The following is a 23,098-nucleotide window of genomic DNA, read 5'->3' as shown; positions in this document are numbered from 1 at the left end:
CGGCTCCGCCCGGCCTTCCGGCATCCCGGACCCGGGTACACATACTCGATGAAATCCTCACAAAACACCCGGGAGGAATGGGCGGCACCGTCCGCCCTGAGGGCGGGGCCCACGTCGTCCGGTGGGTGCGGCCGCCGGCGGAGGATCACCCTCGTACCGACGGGACAGCCCTTAGGCTCATACGAAAGACCTGACGGAAGATCTGCGGAGAACTGTCGTACGGAGTCGGTCCGGGCGAGGAGGGGACGCGTGCCGGTGGAGGTTACCTGGTGGGGTCATGCCACCTGCACCGTCGAGGATTCCGGACTACGGGTGCTGACCGATCCGCTGTTCGTACGACGGCTGGCCCATCTGCGGCGCCGGCGCGGTGACGTGCCGCCGCCCGAGGCCGCGGTCGCCGACGCCGTGCTCGTGTCCCATCTGCACTCCGACCATCTGCATCTGCCGTCGCTGGCACGGCTGGCCCCCGGCACCCCGCTGATCGTGCCGAGCGGTGCGAGCCGTGCCGTGCCGGGACTGGCCCGGCTGGGGCTGCCGGTCACCGAGGTGGGTCCGGGTGACGAGGTACGGGTCGGGCGGCTGGCCGTACGGGCCGTACCGGCCCTGCACGACGGGCGGCGGCTGCCGCTCGGGCCGCGCCGTTCGCCCGCGTTGGGCTATGTGATCGACGGCGAGGCCAGGACGTACTTCGCCGGGGACACCGGTCTGTTCGACTCGATGGCCGACGAGGTGGGCCCGGTCGATGTCGCCCTGCTGCCGGTCGGCGGCTGGGGGCCCTATCTCGGGCACGGGCATCTCGACGCGGGCCGCGCGGCCGAGGCGCTGGCCGCGCTGGCGCCGCGCTCGGCGGTTCCGGTGCACTACGGGACGTACTGGCCGATCGGGATGGACGGCGTCCGGCCGCACGAGTTCTACGCGCCGGGCGACGAGTTCGTCCGCAAGGCCGCGCGACTCGCCCCCCGGGTCGCCGTGCACCGGCTGGGCCACGGCGAGCGGTGCAGGCCGGAGGCCGCCCGGTGAGTTCACGGCTGGCTGAGGTGTTCGGGCGGCTGGCGGACACCGCGGGACGGCTGCCGCCGGAGTCCACCCAGCAGGCGGTCGGCTATCCGTCGCTGTTTCTGCTGGTGACCCTGGGCGCACTGGTACCGGTGGTGCCGACGGGCGCGGTGGTCAGCTCCGCGGCGGTGGTGGCGCTCCATCAGGCTCACCCGCTGTCGCTGCTCTATGTCTTCCTGGTGGCATCACTCGCCGCGTTCCTCGGGGATGTGACGCTGTACTGGCTCGGGCAGCGCGGGGTCCGCTCCAAGAACGGCTCCCGCTGGCTGGCCGAGCTGCGCGGACGCGCCGCGCCCGACCGGCTGGCGCAGGCACAGAGCAAGCTGGAGGACCACGGTGTCCTGGTCCTGGTCCTCTCCCGGCTGATACCCGCCGGACGTATTCCGGTGATGCTGGCGTGTCTGCTCGCCCGGATGCCGCTGCGGACCTTCGTCCGCGGGGACATACCGGCCTGTCTGGCGTGGGCGGCGACGTACCAGCTCATCGGGATCCTCGGCGGGTCGCTGTTCGACAAGCCGTGGCAGGGCGTGGTGCTGGCCGTGGCACTGACGGTGGTGATCAGCGGGGCTCCCGCGATGTGGCGGCGGCTGCGCCCGGGGCGGCCGGGGTCCGCAGGCGGGCCGGCGTAGCCCACGGCCGGGCCGGCTCACGTACGTACGGCTGAAGCACACCCACGTACGTGCTGCTGAAGCGCGTCGCCGCCGACCCGAAGCGGGGTGCCGGGGTGCCGGGGCTGGAGCGCACCGCACCCGTCCCGGTGCCTGCGCAACGCCGCAAGGCGCGCCGCCCGTCTCAGCCGCCGAGCACCCGGGAGCCGCCCACCGCCAGATCCCAGAGCCCTTCCCGTGGCCGCCCGGTGCGCTCCCACGCGGCCCGCACCCGGGTGAGCGGTTCCAGCACCGGCTCGGCGGAGAGGACGAAGGTCGCCCAGTGCATGGGGACCAAATGCCGTGCGCCGAGGTCCTCGAAGGCCCGTACCGCCTCCTCCGGGTCGAGGTGCACATCCTTGAGCCACCACCTCGGCCGGTACGCGCCGATCGGCAGCAGCGCGAGATCGAGACCGGGATGGCGCCGGGCGATCTCCCCGAACCAGTGGCCGTAACCGGTGTCCCCCGCGAAGTAGAGGGACTGCCCGAGCGCGTCGGTCAGCACCCAGCCGCCCCACAGCGAGCGGCAGGTGTCGGTCAGGGTGCGCTTGGACCAGTGGTGGGCGGGGACGAAGTCGAAGCGGACGCCGTTCAGCTCGGCCCCCTCCCACCAGTCGAGTTCGGTCACCCGGGTGAAGCGGCGGCGGCGGAACCAGCGGCCGAGGCCCGCCGGGACGAAGACGGGCGTACGGCGTGGCAGCCGCCTGAGCGTGGGGGCGTCCAGATGGTCGAAGTGGTTGTGGCTGATGACCACGGCGTCGACGGCGGGAAGGTCCTCCCAGCGCACACCGACGGGGGTGATCCGGGCCGGGGTGCCGAGGATACGGCGTGACCACACCGGGTCGGTGAGCACCGTCAGACCCCCCACGCTCAGTACCCAGCTGGCGTGTCCGGCCCAGGTGACGGCGACGGCCGCGGAGTCCACGACGGGCAGCGGTCCGGGGGCGAAGGGCAGCCGGGGGATGTCCCGCAGGCCGTCGGGACCCGGGCGGACCGCGCCTTCACGGGCGAGGCGCGCCATGGCCCGCAGTCCGGGCAGGGGGGCGGTGAGACGGTCGGCGAAGGAGCGGGGCCAGTGGCGGAGCTCGCCGAGGGGGCGGGTGACCCGCGGGGGGCCGCCGGTGGTCTCCCGCGGCGCGCCGGTCGGCGGGACCGCCGCTCCGGCCGTCCGTTCCGGAACCATACCCTCCAGAACGCTCCCCACTGCGGTACCGACCGCTGCGGAACTTCCCTCCGGGGTGCTTCCGCCCGGAGTGCAGCCCTCCGGGGCGCTTCCCTGGGCCGGTGCTTCCGCCGTCGTGGACCGCTCCTCGGCTGCCCGTTCCCCTGCCGTCCGTTCCACTGCCGTCCCATCCGTCGTACGGTCCGTCATCCGGGGCTCCGTTCAACGCAGTTCGTCCAAGACCGTGCCAAGACTGCTCAACGCACCGGCGACGTGCGGCAACTCCAGGGGCGCCGGTGAAGTGAGAGACTCCAGCCGCTCATGCGGAGTTGCTCCGAGCAGGGGTCCGGTCGCCAGCCGCACCCTGAGCGCGCCCAGTTCGTCGTCGAAGCGGTGACCGCCGGGAACGGGGGTGCCGAGGCGGCCGGTCAGATACTCCTCCAGCTCCATGGAGTCGTTCACGCCGATATCGGCGAGGCGGGTGCGCAGCGGGCCGAGGTCGGCGTAGAGATGGCGCCCGGCCCTGGGCGGCCGGGCGAGCGCGCCGGCGGCGAGGACCGTGCGGTGGACCGCGGAGGCCAGAGCCGCGTGCAGGGCGGTGGCCCGCTCGGCGCGGACGACGACCGGGCCGGGTTCGTCCAGGGCGTGGGCGGCGGTGACGGCGAGCGGTCCGGCGACGGTCGCGCCGAGCGCAGTGAGGATGTCGAGGGCCCTGGCACGCCGGGCCGTCCCCTCGGCCGTGGGCGGCAGGCGGGCCACGGCGACGGGCCATCCGGAGGGCAGGAGGGCGCCGGCGAGATCGCTGATGACGGTGACGTCCGCGGGGGCCATCTCGGCGGGGCTGAGCAGCACCGTTTCCCGGGGCCGGTGGAGTGTGTCGCGCCAGGTCTCGTCGCTGATGATGTGCAGGCCCTCCGCGACGGCGGCCTCGCACGCCTCAAGCACGGTCTCCGGCGGGGCGACGGTCGCGGTGGGGTCGTCGACGACGGAGAGCAGCAGCAGCCGGGGTTCACCGCCCTCGGCACGTACTCTCCGCACGGTCTCCAGCAGGGCGTACGGATCGGGCACGCCACCGCACTCGGCGGGGGTCGGCACATGGTAGGCGGGCCTGCCCAGCAGCCGCGCCTGCGGCGTCCACCAGGCCGGGCAGGGGCGGGGCATCAGGACGTCGCCGCCGTGCGCGGCGATCAGAGCGAACAGCAGGGGCTGGGGTCCGGGCGCGGCGATCACCTGGTCGTCACGGCCGCGCAGGCCCCGCCGCCACCAGTAGCCGCAGGCGGCCTCCCGCAGTTCGGGCCCGCCGCCGGGCGGTTCTCCGGTGGACCGTTCCGCGGAGGCGGCCAGCACATCGGCGAGTTCCCCCACGACGGGGAGTCCGCTCCCGGGCGCGGAGGGCCCGAACCGGACGGGCCCGTGCCCTTCGGGGCCGTTCCGACGCATCCGTCACCTCCGCCGCTGGCACCCCCGGCTCTCTGCCCTTTATACGGAGGTTCCGCCCGGTCCGCTCGTGCGGGAGGGCCGACGGTGACACTCCGCCGGGCCGCCGGGAAGGGCCGGTTCCCCGTCCTGCCGGCGGCCGGGCGCCGGTGTGCGGGCACGCGCCCCGTCCGGCGGCCCGGCGCCGGCGCGGCTCACGTGATGACCGGGTGCCGGTGGGGCCGGTGGCCGGGTGCCGCCGGGAACGGCCGCGCGACCGGGTGCCGGCGGAAGGGCCCCGGGACCGGCCGGGTGGCGGGCACCGCACAGCCGGACGGCGGGTGCCCGGGGGCTGACGGCGAGTGCCCGGGGCCGACGGCGGACGCTCGGGCCGGACGTCGGATGCCGCTCAGCCGGGGACGGCGGACGCCCGCGGCGGGACGGCGGATGCCCGCGAGTGTCCCCCGCCCGGGAGCACGGGCCGCCCGGCGGCGGGTACGCCGATCGGATGCCCGGCCGCGTGGAAGCGGGGAGTCCGGGTACCCGCGATCCATGTCCACTGTGCGCGCACGACAGGATCCCCGGCCGCGGCCCCGGGTCTCACGGCTGTTCAGCCGACTGGACCGGCAGGTGTTCCACACCGTGGCCGCCCGGCACTGGCGCGGGGCCGATCCCCTGCTGCCACGGCTGAGCCACGCGGCCGATCACGGGGTGCTCTGGTTGGGTACGGCGGCCGGGATCGCCGCCCTGGGGCGCGGGGCCCGCTCGCGCCGGGCGGCCGTGCGCGGGGTGGCCTCGCTGGCGCTGGCGTCCGCCGTCATCAACACGATCGGCAAGCGGTCGGTGCGCCGGGCGCGCCCGCTGCTGGACGCGGTGCCCGTGATGCGGCACCTCAAGCGGCAGCCGTTCACGACGTCCTTCCCCTCGGGGCACGCAGCGTCGGCCGCCGCGTTCGCGACGGGGGTCGCCCTGGAGTCCCGGGGCTGGGGAGCGGTGGTCGCCCCGGTCGCGGCCTCGGTGGCGTTCTCGCGGATCTACACGGGGGTGCACTATCCGAGTGATGTGCTGGCGGGCGCGGCGCTCGGCGTGGGCGCGGCCTTCGCGATCCGGGGGATCGTTCCGACGCGCTCGCAACTGCCCCCGCCGGGCCGCCCGCACACGGACGCGCCCGCGCTCCCGGACGGCGAGGGCCTGGTCGTGGTCGCCAACCGGCTCGCGGGCTCGGCGGAATCGGTGGCCGAGGTGGGCAGGGCGCTGCCCAAGGCGGAAGTGGTGGAGTGCGACCCCGCCGACCTGGACGAGGAACTGGAGAAGGCGGCGCGGCGCTGCCGGGCGCTCGGTGTCCACGGCGGCGACGGGACGATCAACCGGGCCGCGGCCGTGGCGCCGGCGCACGGGCTGCCGCTGGCGGTGTTCCCCGGCGGTACGTTCAACCACTTCACCTACAACCTCGGCATCGAGTCGGTGCGGGACACCTGCCGGGCGCTCGCGGGCGGAGACGCGGTGCGGGTCGATCTGGGCCGGTTCACCCCGGGCCCGCTCACCCCGGCGGGACGGGCGGAACACGGTCACTTCCTCAACACCTTCAGCCTGGGCGTCTACCCCGAGCTGGTGAGGATCCGCGAGCGCTGGTCCCCGCGGATCGGCGACTGGTCCGCCGGTGTGCTCGCGGCGGCGAAGGTGCTGCGCGAAGGCCGGCCGCTGGAGGCCGCGGTCGAGTCCCGCCACCGCCCGATGTGGCTGCTGTTCGCCGGGAACGGCGCCTACCAGCGGGTGGGCCCGGCCCCCGGCAACCGCCAGAACCTGGCCGACGGCCTGCTGGATGTACGGGTGGTGCACGGCGGGCGCTTCCCCGGGCTGCGGCTGCTGGCGGCGGCCCTTGCGGGACCGCTCAGCCGCTCCCCCGTCCACGCGGCCCAGCGGCTGCACCGGATCCGGATCACCGGTCTGGCGCCCGGCACCCCCATGGCGTACGACGGTGAAGTGACCGAGGCGCCACCGGAGTTGACCGTGGACAAGGCGGTGGCGGCCCTCACGGTCTACCGTCCGCAGGCACTGCTCTGACCACGGCGGCGACCGGGCACGCGGACCGGAGACCGGGAACCTGCGCCCCGGCCCTCAAGGCCGCGACGGGGCCCAGCCTGGAGAGCTGCCCAAATAACAAGACAGGTATCTCACTATTCGACTCTTCTGGCCTACGGTGTCCTCACCGGACAGCCGCTGACCACCGTGAGGACCCGCTATGCGTGAGACTGCCGTCTACACCCACGGACACCACGAGTCGGTACTCCGCTCGCACACCTGGCGTACGGCGGCCAACTCCGCCGCGTATCTCCTCGGCGAGCTGACACCCGATGACCGGATCCTCGACATCGGCTGCGGACCGGGCACGATCACCGCCGATCTGGCCGCGCTGGTCCCCGAGGGCGGTGTCACGGGCGTCGATCTGGCGCCGGACATCGTGGAGCGGGCACGGGCGCACGCCGCCGAACGGGGACTGGTCAACACGGAGTTCGCGACAGCCGATGTCAATGCCCTGGAGTACGGGGACGACTCCTTCGACGTCGTCCACGCACATCAGGTGCTCCAGCACCTCGGCGACCCGGTGAACGCGCTGCGCGAGATGCGCCGGGTCTGCCGGCCGGGCGGCCTCGTCGCCGTACGGGACAGCGACTACGGGGCGTTCACCTGGTTCCCGGCCGTCCCCGAGCTGGACGACTGGTCCGCGCTCTACCGGAAGGTCGCCCGCTCGAACGGCGGTGAACCGGACGCGGGCCGGCGGCTGCTGTCCTGGGCCCGTGAGGCCGGTTTCAGCGACATCCGGCCCGGCGCGAGCGTCTGGTGCTTCGCCACACCGGAGGAGCGCGCCTGGTGGAGCGGCCTGTGGGCGGACCGTACGACCGGGTCGCGTTACGCGAACATCGTGGTGGACGGCGGGCACGCCTCCGAGGGGCGGCTCGCCGCGATCGCGGCGGGCTGGCGGAGGTGGGGCGCCCACGAGGACGCGTGGTTCACCGTGCTCCACGGCGAACTGCTGTGCCGCGTCTGAGCACGGACCGCCCCGGCGGCACGGACCGTCCCCGCCGCCCCCGGCCTCGAACTACCCTCCCCCGTATGGACATTCTGGGAACCACCCTCCGTATCTGCGTCGACGACCTCGACACCTCCGCCGACTTCTACGCGCGGCTCACCGGCGCCACTCCGCAGCGTTTCGAGCGCGGTGGGGTCTCGGCGGCGGCCGTCGGGTGCTTTCTGCTGATGAGCGGCCCGGAGCGGGAGCTGGAGGTACTGCGGAAGGTGACGGCCACGATCGCGGTGGACGATGTGGACCTGGCGTACGCCACGCTCTCCGAGGTCGGGGCGAACATCGTGGCGGGACCGGTGGCGACCCCGGTCGGCCGCAATCTGCTGGCCGTCCACCCCGACGGCTCGGTCTTCGAGTACGCGGACCGCAAGACCGGGGACCAGTAGCCCGGACCGGAGTCTGTGTCCGGGGTCCGGGGTCCGGGGTCCGTGCGGTACGGAGCGGGGGTGCCCCTGCTCCGTACCGCACGGACTCTCACGCCGTGACCGCCGTCAGTACACGCGTCGTCAGTACACGCGGTTGATGTTCTCCTTGTTGTTGGCACCGAGGCTCGCGCTCCACGGCGGCGGCATCTGCATACAGCCGAGGGCGGGGTGCGTGTCGGAGAGCCTCGGACAGGCCGTGTTCCCGTGCAGAAGGCCGACGGCGTGCCCGGTCTCATGGCAGATCGGGCCTCTGCCGTAGTAGCCGTGTTCGATGATCACGTACTGCTGGTCACACCGGTACTCCCCGGGGCTGTTGTCGTCACAGTACGCAAGTCCGATGTCCCGCGCTCCGAGACGGGCGTCAAGACCACGACATGGCCGGCATGGATCACCCAGTCGGCAGCCGTCGTGTTCGGGAGCCGGTCGCTTCCATGCGCGATGATCACCTTCGCCCCGGCGGGGCCGTCCGAGGGTGTCGCCGCCCGGGCCAGGGCCGGCGAGCCCACCGCGACCGCGGCGATCGCACTCACGGCGACGGCACCACGCATTCCCCAGGGCATCACACAATCTCGCTCTCGTGTCAGTAATTGCTATTGATCTGCGACCTGTTGTTGGCGCCGAGGGTCATACCGAGGCCGATGGGCTTCCTCATGCACCCGAGAGCCGGGTGGCTGTCGTTCAGGGCCGGGGCCGCGTCCTCGCCGTGCAGAAGTCCCACCGCGTGTCCGGCCTCGTGGCAGACGACACCCTCGTGATACGCGGAGGGTTCGATCCGGATGTAGTGCTGGTCGCACTTGGAGCCCGGCAGGCCGGCGTCGTCGCACCAGGCGATGCCCGCCGCGGAACCGGGCACAGTACCTTCCGCGAAGTACATGTCCGTCGCGCCGCCTCGACGCTTCTTTCGGACATGTCACGTGGTAATTCACCGTGGGAACGAGATTGTCGGTCGTCACGGCGGCCGAACTCGTGGTCGCGGCCAGCAGAAGCGTGATGAAGGCCAGCGTCAGAACGCCGCCGGAACGCCGTTGCTGGCGGGTGGACTTGGTCGCGGGCATGGCTCCGCCTCGGTTCAAGAGCACGCAAGGGGCAGGGAGAAGACAAGGAGTTAGCCGGTGGAACCCCGTTTCCCGGCCACTGCGGGCATCGTTAGCCCAACAACCTGTCAATCGCGACAAGGTCCAGACCACATCACCGGATACCAGGGCGGGCTGTCGGTGTGCCTCCCGGTGGGAGAAATCCTGGTCGGTGCCCTGCCGGGACATGGGGGAGATTCCTGACGGACCAGGGAGCGACCGCGCCGACAGCCCTGCATCACCGGGTAATGGAGTACCGCTTCCGGGCCTTGGGGCGGGAAACGGGCGCACGCCCTGGCACGGGGACGGGCGTCCACGGTCCCCTGCGCACGGCCGCACGATCCCCGGCTCCCGGCCCCCGATGCCGGACCAGCGGGCAGGGGCCGGACCGGCGGACAACGGTCCGACCGGCGGGGAAGGGGCCGCACCGGCGAACCGTGAACGTCGGCCCGGGCAGGTGGCCATGACGACCGTCCGCCCGGGCCGCGGAGGTTCACTCCCCCGGTCGCATCCGGTACTCGTACGCGTCCGGGACCGGCTCGTCCGTCAGCGCGGCCCAGACCTCGTTGAGGCTCTCCTCGCCCTCGCGCAGATCCGCCACCTCGAAGCCCGCGTCGAAGATGGCCCGGGCCTCGTCGCGGTGGCCCTCGGCGAGGAGGAGCCCGGCGTGGATCAGACGGAAGCGTCCGCGCCGCTGGACGGCCGGGCGCAGCCGGGCCCAGACCGAACGGGCGTCGGCCGTACGGGAGACCGCGAGCAGGGACTCGATCGCCTCCCGGCCCAGCGCGGCCGTCGCCGCCGTCCAGCTCTCCCCGTCGTCGCGGCGTTCCTGGCACAGGTCGTCGAACGCCTCCAGATAGCGTTCCGCGGCCCGCTCGGGATGTCCGCCCTCCTCGTCCGCGACGGCGAGACAGCGGAGCAGCGGCCAGCGGGAGGGCGCGAGTTCGAGCCCGCGCTCCCAGCTGCGCACGGCCTGTGCCAGATCACCCGCGTGCCACTGGGCCACCCCGAGGTGGTACTCCGTGAGCGGATCGGCGGGCGCGGTCTCCAGCATGTCGCGCCAGGGGGGCGAGACCAGTGAGGGGCCGGGCGGGGCCACCCGGCGGGGCTCGGGCAGCACCCCCGTGGTCAGCAGCTCCCGCCAGGGGGCCTGTTCCTCGCCGAGCGTGGACTCCTCGAAGGGGGTGCCGGGCAGTTTCACCCCCGCGCGCAGGACTTCGAGGGCGCCCCACCCGGAACCGGTGGCGAGGGTGCGGACCGGTTCGGCGTCCGCGCAGGGCCGCCATGCCTCGTACGCCGCGTCCACGGCGTCCCTCGGCAGGACGCGGGCGAGCCGGGTCTCCACCTCGGCACAGGCCGCCGCCCAGTTGTCGCCGTGGACCGTGCCGGCGTCGGCGGCCAGCGGTCCGTACGACTCCAGCCAGCTGAACTCCTCGCCGCCCTCCAGGCGTACGTGCTCCAGCTGGGTGCGGGCGAGCCCGGCCTGGATCTCGGCGTATCCGGGGGTGTCCGGCTCGGTCAGCCACCGCTGCCAGCGCCGTCCGCCGCGCCCGGAGCCCCAGACGAACAGCTTGCGCCCGCGCAGCACATCGGTCGACGTCTGGACGAGCCCCCGGCCGCTCTCGTCGAGGGAGGCGATCCACTTGCGCGCCTCGACGGGCACCTCGTAGAAGTAGTCGGCGGGATACTCGCTCCGCAGCGGATACGTCCGGTCCTCGCCCCGGAACTCCGGTACGGGCACCCGGCGCAGGGAGCGTTCGTAGCCGAAGTGCCATGCCTCGTCGGCGGGGGCGAGCACACGAGTCGTCCGGTGCTCCTCGACCGCGATGTTGGACCACCAGTAGACGGGCGCGGCCCGCTCGTGCGGATTGCGGATCCGTACGCCGACGTGGAGGAAGTCGGAGTCGGCGGGCAGCCACAGATCGACCTGGAACGGAAGGTCCCGCAAGCGCTCCCACTCCCAGAGCCTGACCATCTCCCCGCCGTCGGGCGCGGTGACGACCGCGGCGTGCAGGGGGGCGCAGGACAGGGCGGTGTGGCCGGTCGCGCCGATGTTCCACTCGATGCCGCCGGAGTACCAGGCGCCGTTGAGCGCGAAGTCGGCGGGCTGGAACACCGGGTTGCGGTAGAGGAGTTCCCGGTCGGTGGGCTTGTGGACCAGTGAGTGGACCCGGCCGCCGAGTCCGGGCAGCACGGTGGCGCGCAGCCGGTCGTTCTCGATGACGATCGCGTCGAGGCCGGTGGGGGTGCGTTCACGGCCGTAGCCGTCGCGTACGCGCTCGGGCAGCAGGGTGCGCAGGGGCTCGTACCCGATCTGCCGGGCCATCTCGCGCGGCAGATCCCTTCGGGAGCGCTCGTCGATGGCGTGTGTCTCGTCGAGCGGGCGCAGCGCGGGCAGCGGATTCGCCGGTCCCACCGGAGCCGCGGGAAGGGTCAGTACGGTGCGCCGCACGGTCGTGGCCAAGGCAACCTCGCTTCATTCGCAGCGTTGTTCGCAGCTTCGTTCCCGGATGTGTCCACGGTTGTGGCCACGGTGGTGTGCACGGGCCGTCGGGCCGAGGCGCGCGGAACGCCACGGCCGGACGGGGAACCTCGAACAGTCATCCTCCCGCCGAACGGGCACTCCGCGCGGCGGTCTTCGGCAAATCCACGGACTCCGCGGAATCTAGGTAGCGAAGGCGTCGACGATCAGGTCCGTGAGCAGTGCCGCCGCTGTGCCCTCGGGGTCGAGATCGGGGTCGTAGATGGTCACGTTCATACCCACGCAGCGCGGTGAGCGCACCAGGGCGGCGAGGATCGGGGTGAGCTCGGCGGGCAGCAGTCCGTCCGGGTCGGGGCTGTCGACGGCGGGCATCACCGCGGGGTCCAGCACATCGGCGTCCAGATGGACCCAGTAGCCGTCCAGGGCATCCTGTTCGAGGCTCCGCACGACCCCCGCGGCGGCCTCGGCGGGCCCGGGTGAGCGCACCTCTCCCACGGTGAGGACCGGCATCTTCAGCCGGGCCAGTTCGACCAGGTCCTCGTCGCCGTCCCGGATGCCGATGAGACGGACGTCCTCGTCGCGCAGATAGGGCTTCAGGCCCTCCAGATCGGCCAGGTCGTCCTGCCCTCTGCCGGTCGCGATCGCCAGTTCCTCACCGCCCGCGGCCCCGACCCCGTCGGAGTTGCCGGTGTGCCGGAAGTCGGCGGAGGCGTCGATCGCGGCGAGTCCGTACCGTCCGAGCCGGCGCAGTGCGAGGGAGGCGCCGAGCTGGATGGAGCAGTCACCCCCGAGGACGAGGGTGAAGTCCCCGGCCCGCACATGCCGCTCGACGCGGTCGGCCAGCCGGGGTGTGTACGCGGCGATGGCGGCGGCGTTGAACACCCCGTCGCCCTCCCGCCAGTCCCCCCGGTCGTAACGCGGCGGAACGACGACCCCGCCCTCGGCCGCCCCCAGCCGCTGAACGATCCCCTGCTCCCGCAGAGCTCCGGCGAGTTTGTAACAGCCCGGGACGGTTCCCGGGGCGGGGGGCCGCAGCCCCAGATTGGATGGCGCGTCGACGACCACGATGTTCCGCATGCGTGCCATCCTCACCCTCGGTCCGCGGATGTTCAATCCGCGCGCCCGGTTGCCCGCGCGTCGCCGCCGAGGACTGCCGAGGACCCGTGCTCGGGGGTGGTCCCGGCCGCTTGAGAGCTCCTCCTCGGGGGTGGTTTGCGTTGTTCTGCGGCGGTTACTGCCCGGGATGCCCAGGGCCCGCCCGCGCCCCGTACGCCCCACACACTGTGCGCGTACCGGCAACAAGAGTGCGCGTACGGCCCATGCCGTTGCTCGCTGCCGCTGGCATTGTCGAGCCCGGGACAGTACGGCCCCACCCCACGCGGCTCCCCGGAGCCGCCGGACGAGACGAACCGCACCACCATGCAGAGGCGATTACACGGCGGAAGCCGGACGGGCAGACTGCTGGCCGCGCTGGCGGGCGCCTTTCTGATGCTGCTGACCCTCGGCACGACTGAGTCAGGTGCGGCCCCGCAGGGTTTCACCGCCGAGGCGCTGGCCGCGGGCCTGACGCAGGGCGAGGCGACCGCCCTCCAGGCCGAGGTTGACCGCCGACGTGCGGAGCTGGGCGGCACCCAGATCACGCCCAATGTGGTCGATCTGGGCAACAGGGTCACACTGAGGGTGGCGATTCCCGGCGAGAGGCACCCCCGTGACCTCAGCGGCGGCCGGGCAGCCGCCAGCCCGCACTGCGGTGTTTGGGGAGCAGACCACCGATACTTCTGCGCCTTCTCCGGTCCCGACTTCTCGGGCAGCGAAATCGCCATGTACACCTGCGCCAACTACTCCATCCCAGGGTCGTGGGGCGCCGGTTCCTGGCACAACAACCAGACACGCGGCACCACGTCACGGATGTACAACAGTCGCAACCAAGTCATCTTCATCACCGATCCGGCCCCCGACTGGGACACTCGCGGCAATTGGAGGCCGGTGGCCAAGGTCCGCAACTGCTGAACCGCAGGACCGCCTTCGCCTGAATAGAGCGGGGCGCACGGACCACCCGTGCGCCCCTCCCACATCTCGGATCCCCCGCTCCTGCTCGGACCCGGCCAAGCGCCCTACCGGGCCCGCCGGTGGAAGAACAGCCCCCCGCACAGCGCGCCGATGATGAACATCAGCAGCAGCGCCAGATAGAGCGGCATCATGACCAGCGGGACGATCAGGCGGATCTTGACCTGCTGGGTGTTCTCGGCCATGAAGACGATCGCGAGGGCCACCAGCACCACGACCGCGGTCCGGGCGGGGGTGAACCAGGATCCGGCGCGGCCCCGGCCGCTCTTCCGCACTCTCGGTGCTTCCTTTGAGCTCATGGGTCCAGGATGGGCGCGGGCCGGTCCCGGGGGCGGGGTGGACTGGGCCGTACGGGTGAGCGGGCCTGACGGTGTCCTTCCGCCTCCGCGTACGGGCATCCGCCCGGAGCGGCCCCCGGGCGGGGCACCCGCCCTGGCCAGCACCCCGTGCGGGATTCCGCCCGGGACGGGAGCCCGCACCGGCGGGGCGCCGCCGCGGGCGCCGGTTCAGAGCAGCGCCGGTTCCTCCAGTGTCAGCGTCCCCGCGTCCGCGTCCAGCACCGCCGCCGCGCCCAGCGGAATCGTCTGCTGGGTGTCACCGTGCCCGAAGCCGAGTTCCTCGACGACGGGTACGCCCAGCCCGCCGAGCCGGTCGTACAGGACCTCGCGGACGCGCTCGTAGGGACCGCAGCCCGCCCAGGAGCCGAGGGCGACGCCCGCGAGGCCGTCGAGCAGGCCGGAGCGCAGCAGCTGGGTGAGAATGCGGTCGAGGCGGTAGTCCTCCTCGTGGACGTCCTCCAGGAGGAGGAGCCCGCCGCGTGCGGACGCCCGGGCGTGCTCCGTGCCCACATCTGCGGCGAGGATGCTGGCGCAGCCGCCGAAGGTGATGCCCCGGGCGCGGCCGGGCACCATCGTGCGGGCGGTCCCGAGGCCGAGGGTCCGGACGCTCCCGGGCTCGAACAGCGTGGCCCGCAGGGACTGACGGGTGGGCTCGTCCTTGAGGAACGTCAGCGCACCGGCCATCGGCCCGTGCAGGGTGGCGAATCCCGCCCGTACCGCGAACGCCTCGTGCAGCGCGGTGACATCGCTGTATCCGACGAACACCTTGGGCCCCGCCGCCCGGATCGCGGCCCAGTCGACCAGGTCGGCCATGCGCTGCGCGCCATAACCCCCGCGCGCGCAGATCACGCCCGCGTACGCGGGGTCGCACCAGGCTTCCGTCAGATCCCCGGCGCGGTCCTCGTCGGCGGCGGCGAGATAGCCGAGCCGGGGGTGCCCGCCCCGTACGTGCGGCATGACGACGGGGTCGAGGCCCCAGCCGCGCAGCACGTCCAGGCCCTCGTCGAGGCGCTCGCCGGGTACGGGCCCGCTGGGCGCGACGACGGCGACCCGGTCCCCGGGGGTGAGCCGCCGCGCCCGGGCCAGGGGTACGAGACTCATCGCTTCAGCTCCAGGAGGGGGACATCGGGACGTTCGATGCCGAAGGTCTGGGCGTACAGGGAGAGTTCGGCCTCCAGCGCGCGGACCATCGTCTCGGCCCTGCGGAAGCCGTGCCCCTCCCCCTCGAAGGTGAGATACGCGTACGGGACTCCGCGTCCCGCCATCCTGGCGATGAACCGTTCGCTCTGGGCCGGCGGGCAGATCACGTCGTCGAGGCCCTGGAGCAGCAGGAAGGGCGCGGTGATCCGGTCGGTGTGTTCGAGCGGGGAGCGCTCCCGGTAGCGGGCGGGGACCTCGTCGATGGGCCCGATCAGGGAGTCCAGATACCGGGACTCGAAGTCATGAGTCCCGTCGCCGGCCCAGCCCAGCAGGTCCAGTACGGGATAGCTGATGGTGCCGCAGGCGTAGACGTCGCTCGCCGCGAGCGAGGCCGCGGTGGTCCAGCCGCCGGCGCTGCCGCCGCGGACGGCGAGACGGGCGGGGTCGGCCGTGCCTTCGGCCGCCAGCGCGCGGGCGACGGCGGCGCAGTCCTCGACGTCCACGACGCCCCACTGCTCGCGCAGCCGCTCGCGGTACTCCTTGCCGTATCCGGTGGAGCCGCCGTAGTTGACCTCGCAGACGCCGATGCCCCGGGAGGTGAAGTAGGCGATCTCCAGATCGAGGACGAGCGGGGAGCGGCCGGTGGGTCCGCCGTGCGCCCAGACGACGAACGGCGGCAGCTCATCGCCGGGGGAGGCCCGGTCGGGGTTGTGGGGCGGGTAGACGTGTGCGTGGATCTCGCGGTTGCCGGGGCCGTCGAACGTCCGGATCTGGGGCTCGGGGTAGTACACCGGGTCCACCGGGTCGTCATGGGCCGAGCCGATGACCCGGGTGTGCCCGGTACGGGTGTCCAGTTCGACGATCTCGTACGCGCTGCGCGGGCTGGCGGCGACACCGATCACCCGATCGCCGTGTACGACGAGGTCGGGCGCCCACTCCGTCCAGGGACCGGCCGCGTCGACGACCTCGCCGGTGTCCGGGTCGAGGACTCCGAGCGAGGTGGTGCCCCTGCCGTGGATGACGGCGATCAGGCCGTCATCCAGCGGCTGGAACCATCTCAGGCCGATCTTCCACAGGGGGCCGCCGAACTCCTCGCCCCGGCCGGGGCGCAGGGCGGTGCTCGCGACCACGCCCGGGACGAGGTTCCCGGGCCGGATGCGGTGCGGCTCCCACCAGCCGCCGATGTCGGACACGAACAGCAGGGATCCGTCCGGGGCCCAGTCCACCTGGGGGATCGATTCGTCCGTGTCCCCCACGAGCGGGCGTACACCGGTGAACGGGCCGTCCTCGGTGACCTCGCCCAGCATCACGACGGTGCCGTCCCAGGGCATCTGCGGATGGTCCCAGGCGATCCAGGCGGCGTGCCGTCCGTCCGGCGAGAGCCGGGGCCCGGTGGTGAACCGGTGCCGGTCGTCGGTGAGTTCCCGGACGGCCGCGCGGTCTTCTGCGGCCGAGCCGTCGAGGGGTACGGCGGCGATCACCCGGCGTACGTCGGTCGGTTTCTCCCCGGTGAACTCCTCCAGAACGCACCAGACCTCGCCGCGCCCGGTCAGGATCGCCGGGTCGGCGAACCGCAGTCCGCCGCCGACGGTGGACAGGGGGGTGAGGGGGCGCGGGCGGGCGCCGGGCGTGTCCGGCTCGTAGGCGTACAGCCGCTGGTCGGGGAAGTGGACGAAGACGACGACCGGGGCGCCCGCGGCGTCCGTCGCTCCCGCCCAGGGGTGCCCGCCGTACTCGACGACCCGGCTGCGCACATTCCAGGGGGCGGGCAGGACGGCTTCCTCCGTGCCGTCGGCGCGGCGGCGGACCAGGGCACGCCGGCCGCCCTCGGCGGGGCGCGGCGCGGTCCACCACACCTCGTCCCCGACCAGGCCGAGGTATTCGGGCCGTCCGTCGTGCGTGGCGGCGAGCTCGGCGCCGATCGGCGACGGCCAGGTTCCGTACGCTCCCGTGGGTACCATGTCCGACTCCCCTACGCCGACCGGAGATAGTGGTCGAGGACGTCGACGCCGAAGTGGAGGGCCTCGACCGGGACCCGTTCGTCGACTCCGTGGAACATCGCCGCGTAGTCGTAGCCCGGGGGCAGCTTCAGCGGCGAGAAGCCGTAGCCGGTGATACCGAGCCGGGAGAACTGCTTGGCGTCGGTACCGCCCGCCATGCAGTACGGGACCACATGGCCGTCCGGGTCGAAGCGCTCGACGGCGGCGGCCAGTTTGCGGAAGGTCGGCGAGTCGGCGGGGGCCTCCAACGGCACCTGGCGGTGGTGGAACTCCCACTCCACGTCCGGTCCGGTGAGCCGGTCCATCGTCTCCTGGAACTCGTCCTCCGCGCCGGGGAGCATCCGTCCGTCGATATACGCGGTGGCGTGGCCCGGGATCACATTGATCTTGTATCCGGCGTCGAGCATGGTCGGATTGGCGCTGTTGCGGACGACCGGCTCGACGAGGGCGGCGGCGGGGCCGAGCGAGGCGATCAGCGCGTCCGCGTCGAAGCCCTCGGCGTACACGTCGGTGTCGATGCCGTGCAGCCGGGCCAGTTCGGCGAGGGCGGCGCGGACGGTGGGGGTCAGTCGTACGGGCCAGGGGTGGTCGCCGATCCTGGCGACGGCCGCGGCGAGCCGGCTGACCGCATTGGCCCGGTTGACCTTGGAGCCGTGTCCGGCCCGGCCGTGGGCGGTGAGCTTCAGCCAGGCGGTGCCGCGTTCACCGGCGGCGATGGGATAGAGCCGCATCCCGTCCCGGGCGTGGAAGGTGAAGGCCCCGGACTCGCTGATGCCCTCGGTGCACCCCTCGAAGAGGCTGGGGTGCCTGTCGGCGAGAAAGCCCGAGCCGTCCTCGGCACTGGCCTCCTCGTCGGCCGTGAAGGCGATGACGACGTCCCGGCGGGGCCGGATCCCGGCACGTGCCCAGGCCCGGACGACGGCGAGGATCATCGCGTCCATGTTCTTCATGTCGACCGCGCCCCGGCCCCAGACCACGCCGTCGCGGACCTCCCCGGAGAAGGGGTGCACGGTCCAGTCGGAGGGCTCCGCGGGGACGACGTCGAGATGGCCGTGGACGAGGAGGGCGTCCGCGCCGGGGTCGGTGCCCTCGATCCGGGCGACGACATTGGCGCGCCCGGGGGTGCGCTCCAGCAGTACGGGTTCGAGTCCGGCGTCGGCCAGCCGCTCGGCGGCGTACTCGGCGGCGGGCCGTTCGGCGCAGTCGCCGCCGCCCCGGTTGGTGGTGTCGATCCGGATCAGCTCGGAGGTGAAGGCGACCACCTCGTCGAGCGCCTGACGGTCGACGGGGGTCGCCTCGCCGGGAGGCACCGGGCCCCCGCTGCTTGTGGTCACATCAGCCATACTGCTCCTCCATCGCCGCCGAGACGATCGTCGTGACCGCCTTGAAGGTGCGAATGGTGTCGTACATGGTCTCACCGGTGTACGCGACCGTCCGCTCACCGGTGGACGCGACCCCGGGCACCACGGTGGCGGCGGCGCCGAGATGGTCGGCGTCGAACTCCAGCTCGACGGTGAACGGCCCGCCCCTGACCGGCTCGTGCCGGACGGCGAGCCCGGCCGCCTCCTTGGCCGCCGCGCGGATGTCGGCGGCGGTACGGGCGGGGGTGCGGCACACCGCCGCGTACCGCGAGACATGGTCCTTCACCGCGACCTTGCGGGCCGCCGGGGCGTAGCCCTCCGCGTCCACGCAGGTGAGGTCGTCCCCGGTGACGAGCACCACCGGAACGCCGTACTCCGCGACGACATGGGCGTTCAGCAGGCCCTCGCTCGCGCGCTCGCCGTTCAGCCGTACGGCGGTGATCGAGTTGGCGAGATAGGTGTGGGCGAGCACTCCCTCGCTGCCCGCGCCCGTGTGGTACCCGACGAAGGCGATGCCGTCGACGTCGCCGTGCTGCACGCCCTCCACCATGGCCAGCGGCTTGTGCCGGCCGGTCAGCATCTCCACCCGCTCGTCGAGGTGTTCCAGGAGGAGGTTCCGCTGGGTCCAGTGCGCCTCGTTGATGAGTACCTCGTCGGCGCCGCCGTCGAAGAAGCCGAGCGCGGCCGCGTTCACATCGGAGGTGAACATGCTCCGGCAGCGCTCCCACTGCGGGGTGCCCGGCAGCACGTCGGCCGGCCAGGTGACTCCGGTCGCGCCTTCCATGTCGGCACTGATGAGGATTTTCATAGCTCACTCTAACCCTGGCGGATCCCGGCGAACCTCCGCAGGTCAGAGCGGGGGCGGCGGCCGGCACGGGCCGCCCGGGACGGTGGATCGTAGCCGGGAGGCGGGCGGCACGGAAGGGCCCCGGGGTGAAGAGGCCCGGTCTGAACACCGCGACCGGGCCCGGCCTGAACACCGGGATGAGCCAGCCCGGCAGACACAGGATCAGGCCCGGCCGGGGGACCGGGAGAGCCGGGGCCGGGGACCGCCGGTGAGACCAGCAGAGCAGAAGCCGGAGGACCAGGACCAGGCCCGGCTGAAGAACCAGGACGAGCAGAGGCCGGTGAGACCAGAAGAGCAGAAGCCGGAGGACCAGGACCAGGCCCGGCTGAAGCACCGGAATGGCGGGAGGCCGTCCGTGGCCAGGAGACCTCCCGCGCCCTCCTGCGTCCCCCGTCACCCCCGCCCGGGAAGAACGCCGCTCTCGGTGGCCGGGAGGCTCAGCCCGGCCAGGAGCTCGGCCTGCCGGCGCCGGTAGACGGCCACATTCCGGAGCTTGATGTCCTCGTAGCCGCGCACGGTGTCGGGCAGTTCGGCGAGTTCCGTCACCAGGCGGAGGTCGGGCGTGTCCGTGTCGAGGACCCGCAGGAGCGTGGCGCGGTAGTCGTCGACGAGGGAGCGCTCGACCCTGCGCACCCGCGCGTACCCGAAGGGGTCGATCCGGGTGCCGCGCACGCCCCGCATCGCGTGCAGGGTCCGGAACACCGGGCGGGCCAAGGGGCCGAGCCCGATCTTGCGCCTGACCCCGAGGGCTCGCAGTACGGGCGGGTGGAGGCGGTGGGTGAAGCGGGAGCCCGCGCCGAACCGCGCCTCGATCTCCTCACGGAGGGTGTCGTCGAGCGCGAGCCGGGCGACCTCGTACTCGTCCTTGTAGGCCATCAGTTTGTAGAGGTTGCGCGCGACCGCCTCGGTCAGCCCGGAGGTCCCGTCGTCGAGGCGGCGGATCCGCTCGACGTACCGGGCGTAGTCGCGGGCGTAGCGCTCGTTCTGATACGCGATCAGGTCGGGGACGCGGATGTCGAGAAGCCTGGCGAGTTCGCTGCCGGGCTCGGCGGCCACGAGGGACCTCACTCCGGCGGTGGCCGGGTGGGCGGGCCGGGGGGTGCGGCGGGGCCGGGGCGCCGGCGTGGCGGCGGCGAGCGCTCCGGGGTCGGCCAGCAGCTGCCGGCCGCGCCGGAACGCCTGGATGTTCGCGTCCACCGCCGTGCCGTTGAGGGCGATGGCCCGCTCCAGGGACTCCGCCGTCACGGGCAGGGCTCCGCTCTGGTACGCCACGCCGAGCTGGAGGACGTTGGCGTACTGGTCCGCGCCGAACAGGCTCTCGGAGCGGTCCCGGGCGTCCAGGTAGTACGCGCGGGCGCTCGCCGCCCCGATGACCTCCCTGACCCGGTCCTGGCCGGGGAAGGAGACGGCGGTGTCGACGACCATACGGCCGGTGGGGACCTCGGTGGTGGAGACCACGGAGACGGTACGGCCGGGATCGGCCACGGAGAGGTATCTGCTCTCGGCGCCCACCAGCAGATCGCAGACCAGGTAGAGGTCGCACTCCGCGTCGGCGAGCTTGGCCGCCTGCTCCACGGCCGTGGAGGTGATCTTGACGTCGGACACGACGGCGCCGCCCTTCTGCGCCAGTCCGGTCTGGTCGAGGGTACGGACCCGCTTGCCGTCGAGGACGGCGGCGGTGGCGACGATCTGGGCGACGGTGACGATGCCCGTACCGCCGACGCCCGCGATCCGCAGGGTGAACTCCTCCCGGTCCCGGCCGTCCGGGCCGGCGGGCACGGGCGCGGGCAACTCGGCGGCGGCGAGGTCCGGCGGTGTCCGGCGCTCCTCGCGCCCGCCGGGGGTCACGGTCACGAAGGAGGGGCAGTCCCCGTCGAGGCAGGAGTAGTCCAGATTGCAGGAGGACTGGTCGATGGCCGTCTTGCGGCCGAACTCCGTGGTGACCGGCTGGACGGACAGACAGTTGGACTTGGTGCCGCAGTCCCCGCAGCCCTCGCAGATGCGTTCGTCGATCACGACCCTGGTCGTGGGCGTCTCGGCCTTGCCGCGCCGGCGCTTGCGGCGCTTCTCGGCGGCGCACTCCTGGTCGTGGATGAGCACGGTGACACCGGGGGTGGCGGCCAGCTCCTCCTGACTGGCGATCAGCCGGTCGCGGTGGCGGACCTCGACGCCTCTGGGCAGCCGGGTCCCGCGCAGCCGCTCCGGCACGTCACTGGTGACGATGACCTTGGAGGCTCCCTCCAGGAGCAGCAGGGCGGCGACCTTGTCGACCGGGAGGGCGCCGACCGCGTCCTGGCCTCCGGTCATGGCCACGGCGGAGTTGTACAGCAGCTTGTAGGTGATGTTCACCCCGGCGGCGACGGCGGCCCGGACGGCGAGGCTGCCGGAGTGCGTGAAGGTGCCGTCACCGATGTTCTGGACGAAGTGGTCGTCGTCGATGAAGGGGGCCATACCGATCCACTGGGCGCCCTCACCGCCCATCTGGGTCATTCCGACGACATTGCCGACCTGTTCGGGCTCCATGAACACAGCCATGGTGTGGCAGCCGATCCCCGCTCCCACCAGCGACCCCTCGGGGACCTTGGTGGAGGAGTTGTGCGGGCAGCCGGAACAGAAGTACGGGGTCCTCGTCAGCAGCGGCAGATCGATCCGGCCGCGCCGCCGAGGGGGCTCCGCGGTCACCAGTTCCCCGTACACGGACAGCCGGCGGGTGAGCCCGGCGGCGACGGTCTCGGGGCCCAGCTCCCCGATCGCGCTGAACAGCGCCGTCCCGTCGGGTCCGCGCTTCCCGTGCACGACGGGCGCGCCGGGCATCCCGTAGAGGATCTCCTTGACGGCGGCCTCCACGAAGGAGCGCTTCTCCTCCACGACGACGATCTCGCGCAGTCCGGCGGCGAACTCACGGACGACGGTGGGCTCCACGGGGTGGATGGCGCCGAGCTTCAGCAGGCGGATCCCGAACCGGGCGAGCCCCGTCTCGTCCAGGCCGAGGCCGCGCAGGGCCTGCATCACATCCAGATGGGACTTGCCCGCGGTGATGATGCCGATCCGGTCGTCCGGAGTGCTCGCGAGGATCCGGTTGACCCCGCTGACCCGCAGATACTCCTCGGCGAGCGGCAGCCGCACCGTCATCAGGCTGCGCTCCAGCGCGGCGAGTCCGCTGCCGAGCAGCTGCCCGCTGGGGCGGTGGGTGTAGGCGGGGGCGGGTAGCACCGGAGGTGTCCAGCGGGGGCGCACCACCGCGCTGCCGGCCGCGTCGGCGACATTGGCGACGACCTTCATGGCCGTCCACACCCCGGCCGCCCTGGACAGCTCGACCGCGTGGTACCCGAAGTCCAGGATGTCCTGGGAGTCGGCCGGATAGAAGACGGGCACGGCGAGATCCGCCAGGGCGAGTTCGGAGGCGCAGGGCACCGACGACGACTTGGCGGCGGGGTCGTCACCGACGAGGGCGAGCGCGCCGCCCCGGGGCGCGGTGCCGACGAGGTTGGCATGGCGCAGGGCGTCGCTCGCGCGGTCGAGGCCGGGGGCCTTCCCGTACCAGAGCCCGAGGACGCCGTCGGTACGCAGCCGGCCCACCTCGCCCGCGAGCTGGCTGCCCATGACGGAGGTGGCGGCCAGTTCCTCGTTGAGGCCCGGCCGGAAGACCACGTCGTGCGCGTCGAGCAGGGGCGCCCGGCGCAGGAGTTCCAGATCGAAGCCGGCCAGTGGGGAGCCCTCGTAACCGGAGACGAACGCGGCGGTGCCGAGTCCGGTGCGCCGGTCGTGCCGGATCCGGTCGAACAGCAGGCGCACCAGGGCCTGCACCCCGGTGAGATAGATCCCGCCGTCCTCGCGCAGATAACGGTCCTCAAGGGTGAATCCGTGCGACGTCTCGGTCGGATCCGTCGCGGCATCCACTGGAGTCATGCGATCCCCTCATTCAGACCGGCCCGGCATACTGTTCAATTGGCACAGATGCTAGGAGCAGGTACCACACTTCGGTCAATGAGATGTGCG

At 72.8% G+C, this 23,098-nt stretch carries 18 protein-coding genes; 6 read left to right on the top strand and 12 right to left on the bottom strand.

The annotated features are described in order from the left end of the window. Window positions 1-249: 249 nt before the first annotated feature. Window positions 250-1,020: an MBL fold metallo-hydrolase gene (locus tag ACIBCM_RS30195; RefSeq protein ID WP_399248720.1), complete on the top strand. Its 771-nt coding sequence runs from the start codon at window positions 250-252 to the stop codon at window positions 1,018-1,020. Then, the gene (locus ACIBCM_RS30190; RefSeq protein WP_399248718.1) at window positions 1,017-1,685 is read left to right on the top strand and encodes a DedA family protein; all 669 of its coding nucleotides are present in this window, start codon (window positions 1,017-1,019) and stop codon (window positions 1,683-1,685) included. The genes ACIBCM_RS30195 and ACIBCM_RS30190 overlap by 4 nt, the downstream gene beginning before the upstream one ends. Before the next feature lie 163 nt (window positions 1,686-1,848). Here ACIBCM_RS30190 and ACIBCM_RS30185 read toward each other — a convergent pair whose 3' ends face one another. Next, window positions 1,849-2,886: an MBL fold metallo-hydrolase gene (locus ACIBCM_RS30185; RefSeq protein ID WP_399248716.1), complete on the bottom strand. Its 1,038-nt coding sequence runs from the start codon at window positions 2,884-2,886 to the stop codon at window positions 1,849-1,851. 201 nt (window positions 2,887-3,087) lie between these two features. Continuing rightward, entirely contained in the window at window positions 3,088-4,305 is a 1,218-nt protein-coding gene (locus ACIBCM_RS30180; protein ID WP_399248714.1) for an aminotransferase class I/II-fold pyridoxal phosphate-dependent enzyme, read from the bottom strand. Window positions 4,306-4,833: 528 nt separating this feature from the next. Between ACIBCM_RS30180 and ACIBCM_RS30175 the strand changes: the two genes are divergently transcribed. The 3 genes from ACIBCM_RS30175 to ACIBCM_RS30165 all read left to right on the top strand — a co-directional run bounded on the left by ACIBCM_RS30175 (window position 4,834) and on the right by ACIBCM_RS30165 (window position 7,752). Continuing rightward, window positions 4,834-6,345: a bifunctional phosphatase PAP2/diacylglycerol kinase family protein gene (locus ACIBCM_RS30175; protein ID WP_399248712.1), complete on the top strand. Its 1,512-nt coding sequence runs from the start codon at window positions 4,834-4,836 to the stop codon at window positions 6,343-6,345. A gap of 178 nt (window positions 6,346-6,523) precedes the next feature. Then, the gene (locus ACIBCM_RS30170; RefSeq protein ID WP_399248710.1) at window positions 6,524-7,330 is read left to right on the top strand and encodes a methyltransferase domain-containing protein; all 807 of its coding nucleotides are present in this window, start codon (window positions 6,524-6,526) and stop codon (window positions 7,328-7,330) included. 65 nt (window positions 7,331-7,395) lie between these two features. Then, window positions 7,396-7,752, top strand: coding sequence for a VOC family protein (locus ACIBCM_RS30165; protein WP_399248708.1), 357 nt, complete (start codon window positions 7,396-7,398; stop codon window positions 7,750-7,752). A gap of 120 nt (window positions 7,753-7,872) precedes the next feature. On the opposite strand, the gene ACIBCM_RS30160 is transcribed toward ACIBCM_RS30165, so the two are convergent. From ACIBCM_RS30160 to ACIBCM_RS30145, 4 genes are all read right to left on the bottom strand, one after another. Further along, window positions 7,873-8,070 (bottom strand): hypothetical protein, encoded by a 198-nt coding sequence (locus ACIBCM_RS30160; protein WP_399248706.1) that lies wholly within the window; start codon window positions 8,068-8,070, stop codon window positions 7,873-7,875. A gap of 301 nt (window positions 8,071-8,371) precedes the next feature. Continuing rightward, window positions 8,372-8,644 carry a hypothetical protein gene (locus tag ACIBCM_RS30155; protein WP_399248704.1) on the bottom strand — a complete coding sequence of 91 codons (273 nt, stop codon included), beginning with the start codon at window positions 8,642-8,644 and terminating at the stop codon, window positions 8,372-8,374. Window positions 8,645-9,357: 713 nt separating this feature from the next. Continuing rightward, complete coding sequence (locus ACIBCM_RS30150; RefSeq protein ID WP_399248702.1) at window positions 9,358-11,328, bottom strand: DUF5107 domain-containing protein; 1,971 nt, start codon at window positions 11,326-11,328, stop codon at window positions 9,358-9,360. A gap of 201 nt (window positions 11,329-11,529) precedes the next feature. Next, window positions 11,530-12,423 carry an arginase family protein gene (locus ACIBCM_RS30145; RefSeq protein WP_399248700.1) on the bottom strand — a complete coding sequence of 298 codons (894 nt, stop codon included), beginning with the start codon at window positions 12,421-12,423 and terminating at the stop codon, window positions 11,530-11,532. A 342-nt stretch (window positions 12,424-12,765) separates the two neighbouring features. Between ACIBCM_RS30145 and ACIBCM_RS30140 the strand changes: the two genes are divergently transcribed. Then, entirely contained in the window at window positions 12,766-13,356 is a 591-nt protein-coding gene (locus tag ACIBCM_RS30140; RefSeq protein ID WP_399248698.1) for a hypothetical protein, read from the top strand. Window positions 13,357-13,460: 104 nt separating this feature from the next. Here the strand turns inward: ACIBCM_RS30140 and ACIBCM_RS30135 are convergent, their stop codons facing one another. The 6 genes from ACIBCM_RS30135 to ACIBCM_RS30110 all read right to left on the bottom strand — a co-directional run bounded on the left by ACIBCM_RS30135 (window position 13,461) and on the right by ACIBCM_RS30110 (window position 23,008). Beyond that, entirely contained in the window at window positions 13,461-13,712 is a 252-nt protein-coding gene (locus ACIBCM_RS30135) for a LapA family protein (protein WP_399248696.1), read from the bottom strand. Between the two features lie 207 nt (window positions 13,713-13,919). Further along, window positions 13,920-14,852 (bottom strand): LD-carboxypeptidase, encoded by a 933-nt coding sequence (locus tag ACIBCM_RS30130; RefSeq protein WP_399248694.1) that lies wholly within the window; start codon window positions 14,850-14,852, stop codon window positions 13,920-13,922. Then, window positions 14,849-16,852: a S9 family peptidase gene (locus tag ACIBCM_RS30125; protein WP_399248692.1), complete on the bottom strand. Its 2,004-nt coding sequence runs from the start codon at window positions 16,850-16,852 to the stop codon at window positions 14,849-14,851. Before ACIBCM_RS30125 ends, ACIBCM_RS30130 begins: the two co-directional genes overlap by 4 nt. 11 nt (window positions 16,853-16,863) lie before the next feature. Then, complete coding sequence (locus ACIBCM_RS30120) at window positions 16,864-18,234, bottom strand: M20/M25/M40 family metallo-hydrolase (protein WP_399248690.1); 1,371 nt, start codon at window positions 18,232-18,234, stop codon at window positions 16,864-16,866. Next, window positions 18,227-19,060: a M55 family metallopeptidase gene (locus ACIBCM_RS30115; RefSeq protein WP_399248688.1), complete on the bottom strand. Its 834-nt coding sequence runs from the start codon at window positions 19,058-19,060 to the stop codon at window positions 18,227-18,229. The genes ACIBCM_RS30120 and ACIBCM_RS30115 overlap by 8 nt, the downstream gene beginning before the upstream one ends. A 432-nt stretch (window positions 19,061-19,492) precedes the next feature. Continuing rightward, the gene (locus ACIBCM_RS30110; RefSeq protein WP_399248686.1) at window positions 19,493-23,008 is read right to left on the bottom strand and encodes an indolepyruvate ferredoxin oxidoreductase family protein; all 3,516 of its coding nucleotides are present in this window, start codon (window positions 23,006-23,008) and stop codon (window positions 19,493-19,495) included. Window positions 23,009-23,098: the final 90 nt, after the last annotated feature.

This window comes from Streptomyces sp. NPDC051018 (assembly GCF_044456085.1).
Lineage (GTDB): Bacteria > Actinomycetota > Actinomycetes > Streptomycetales > Streptomycetaceae > Streptomyces.
The sequence above is the reverse complement of the archived record's forward strand: the minus strand, read 5'-3'. Positions and strand labels throughout refer to the sequence as shown.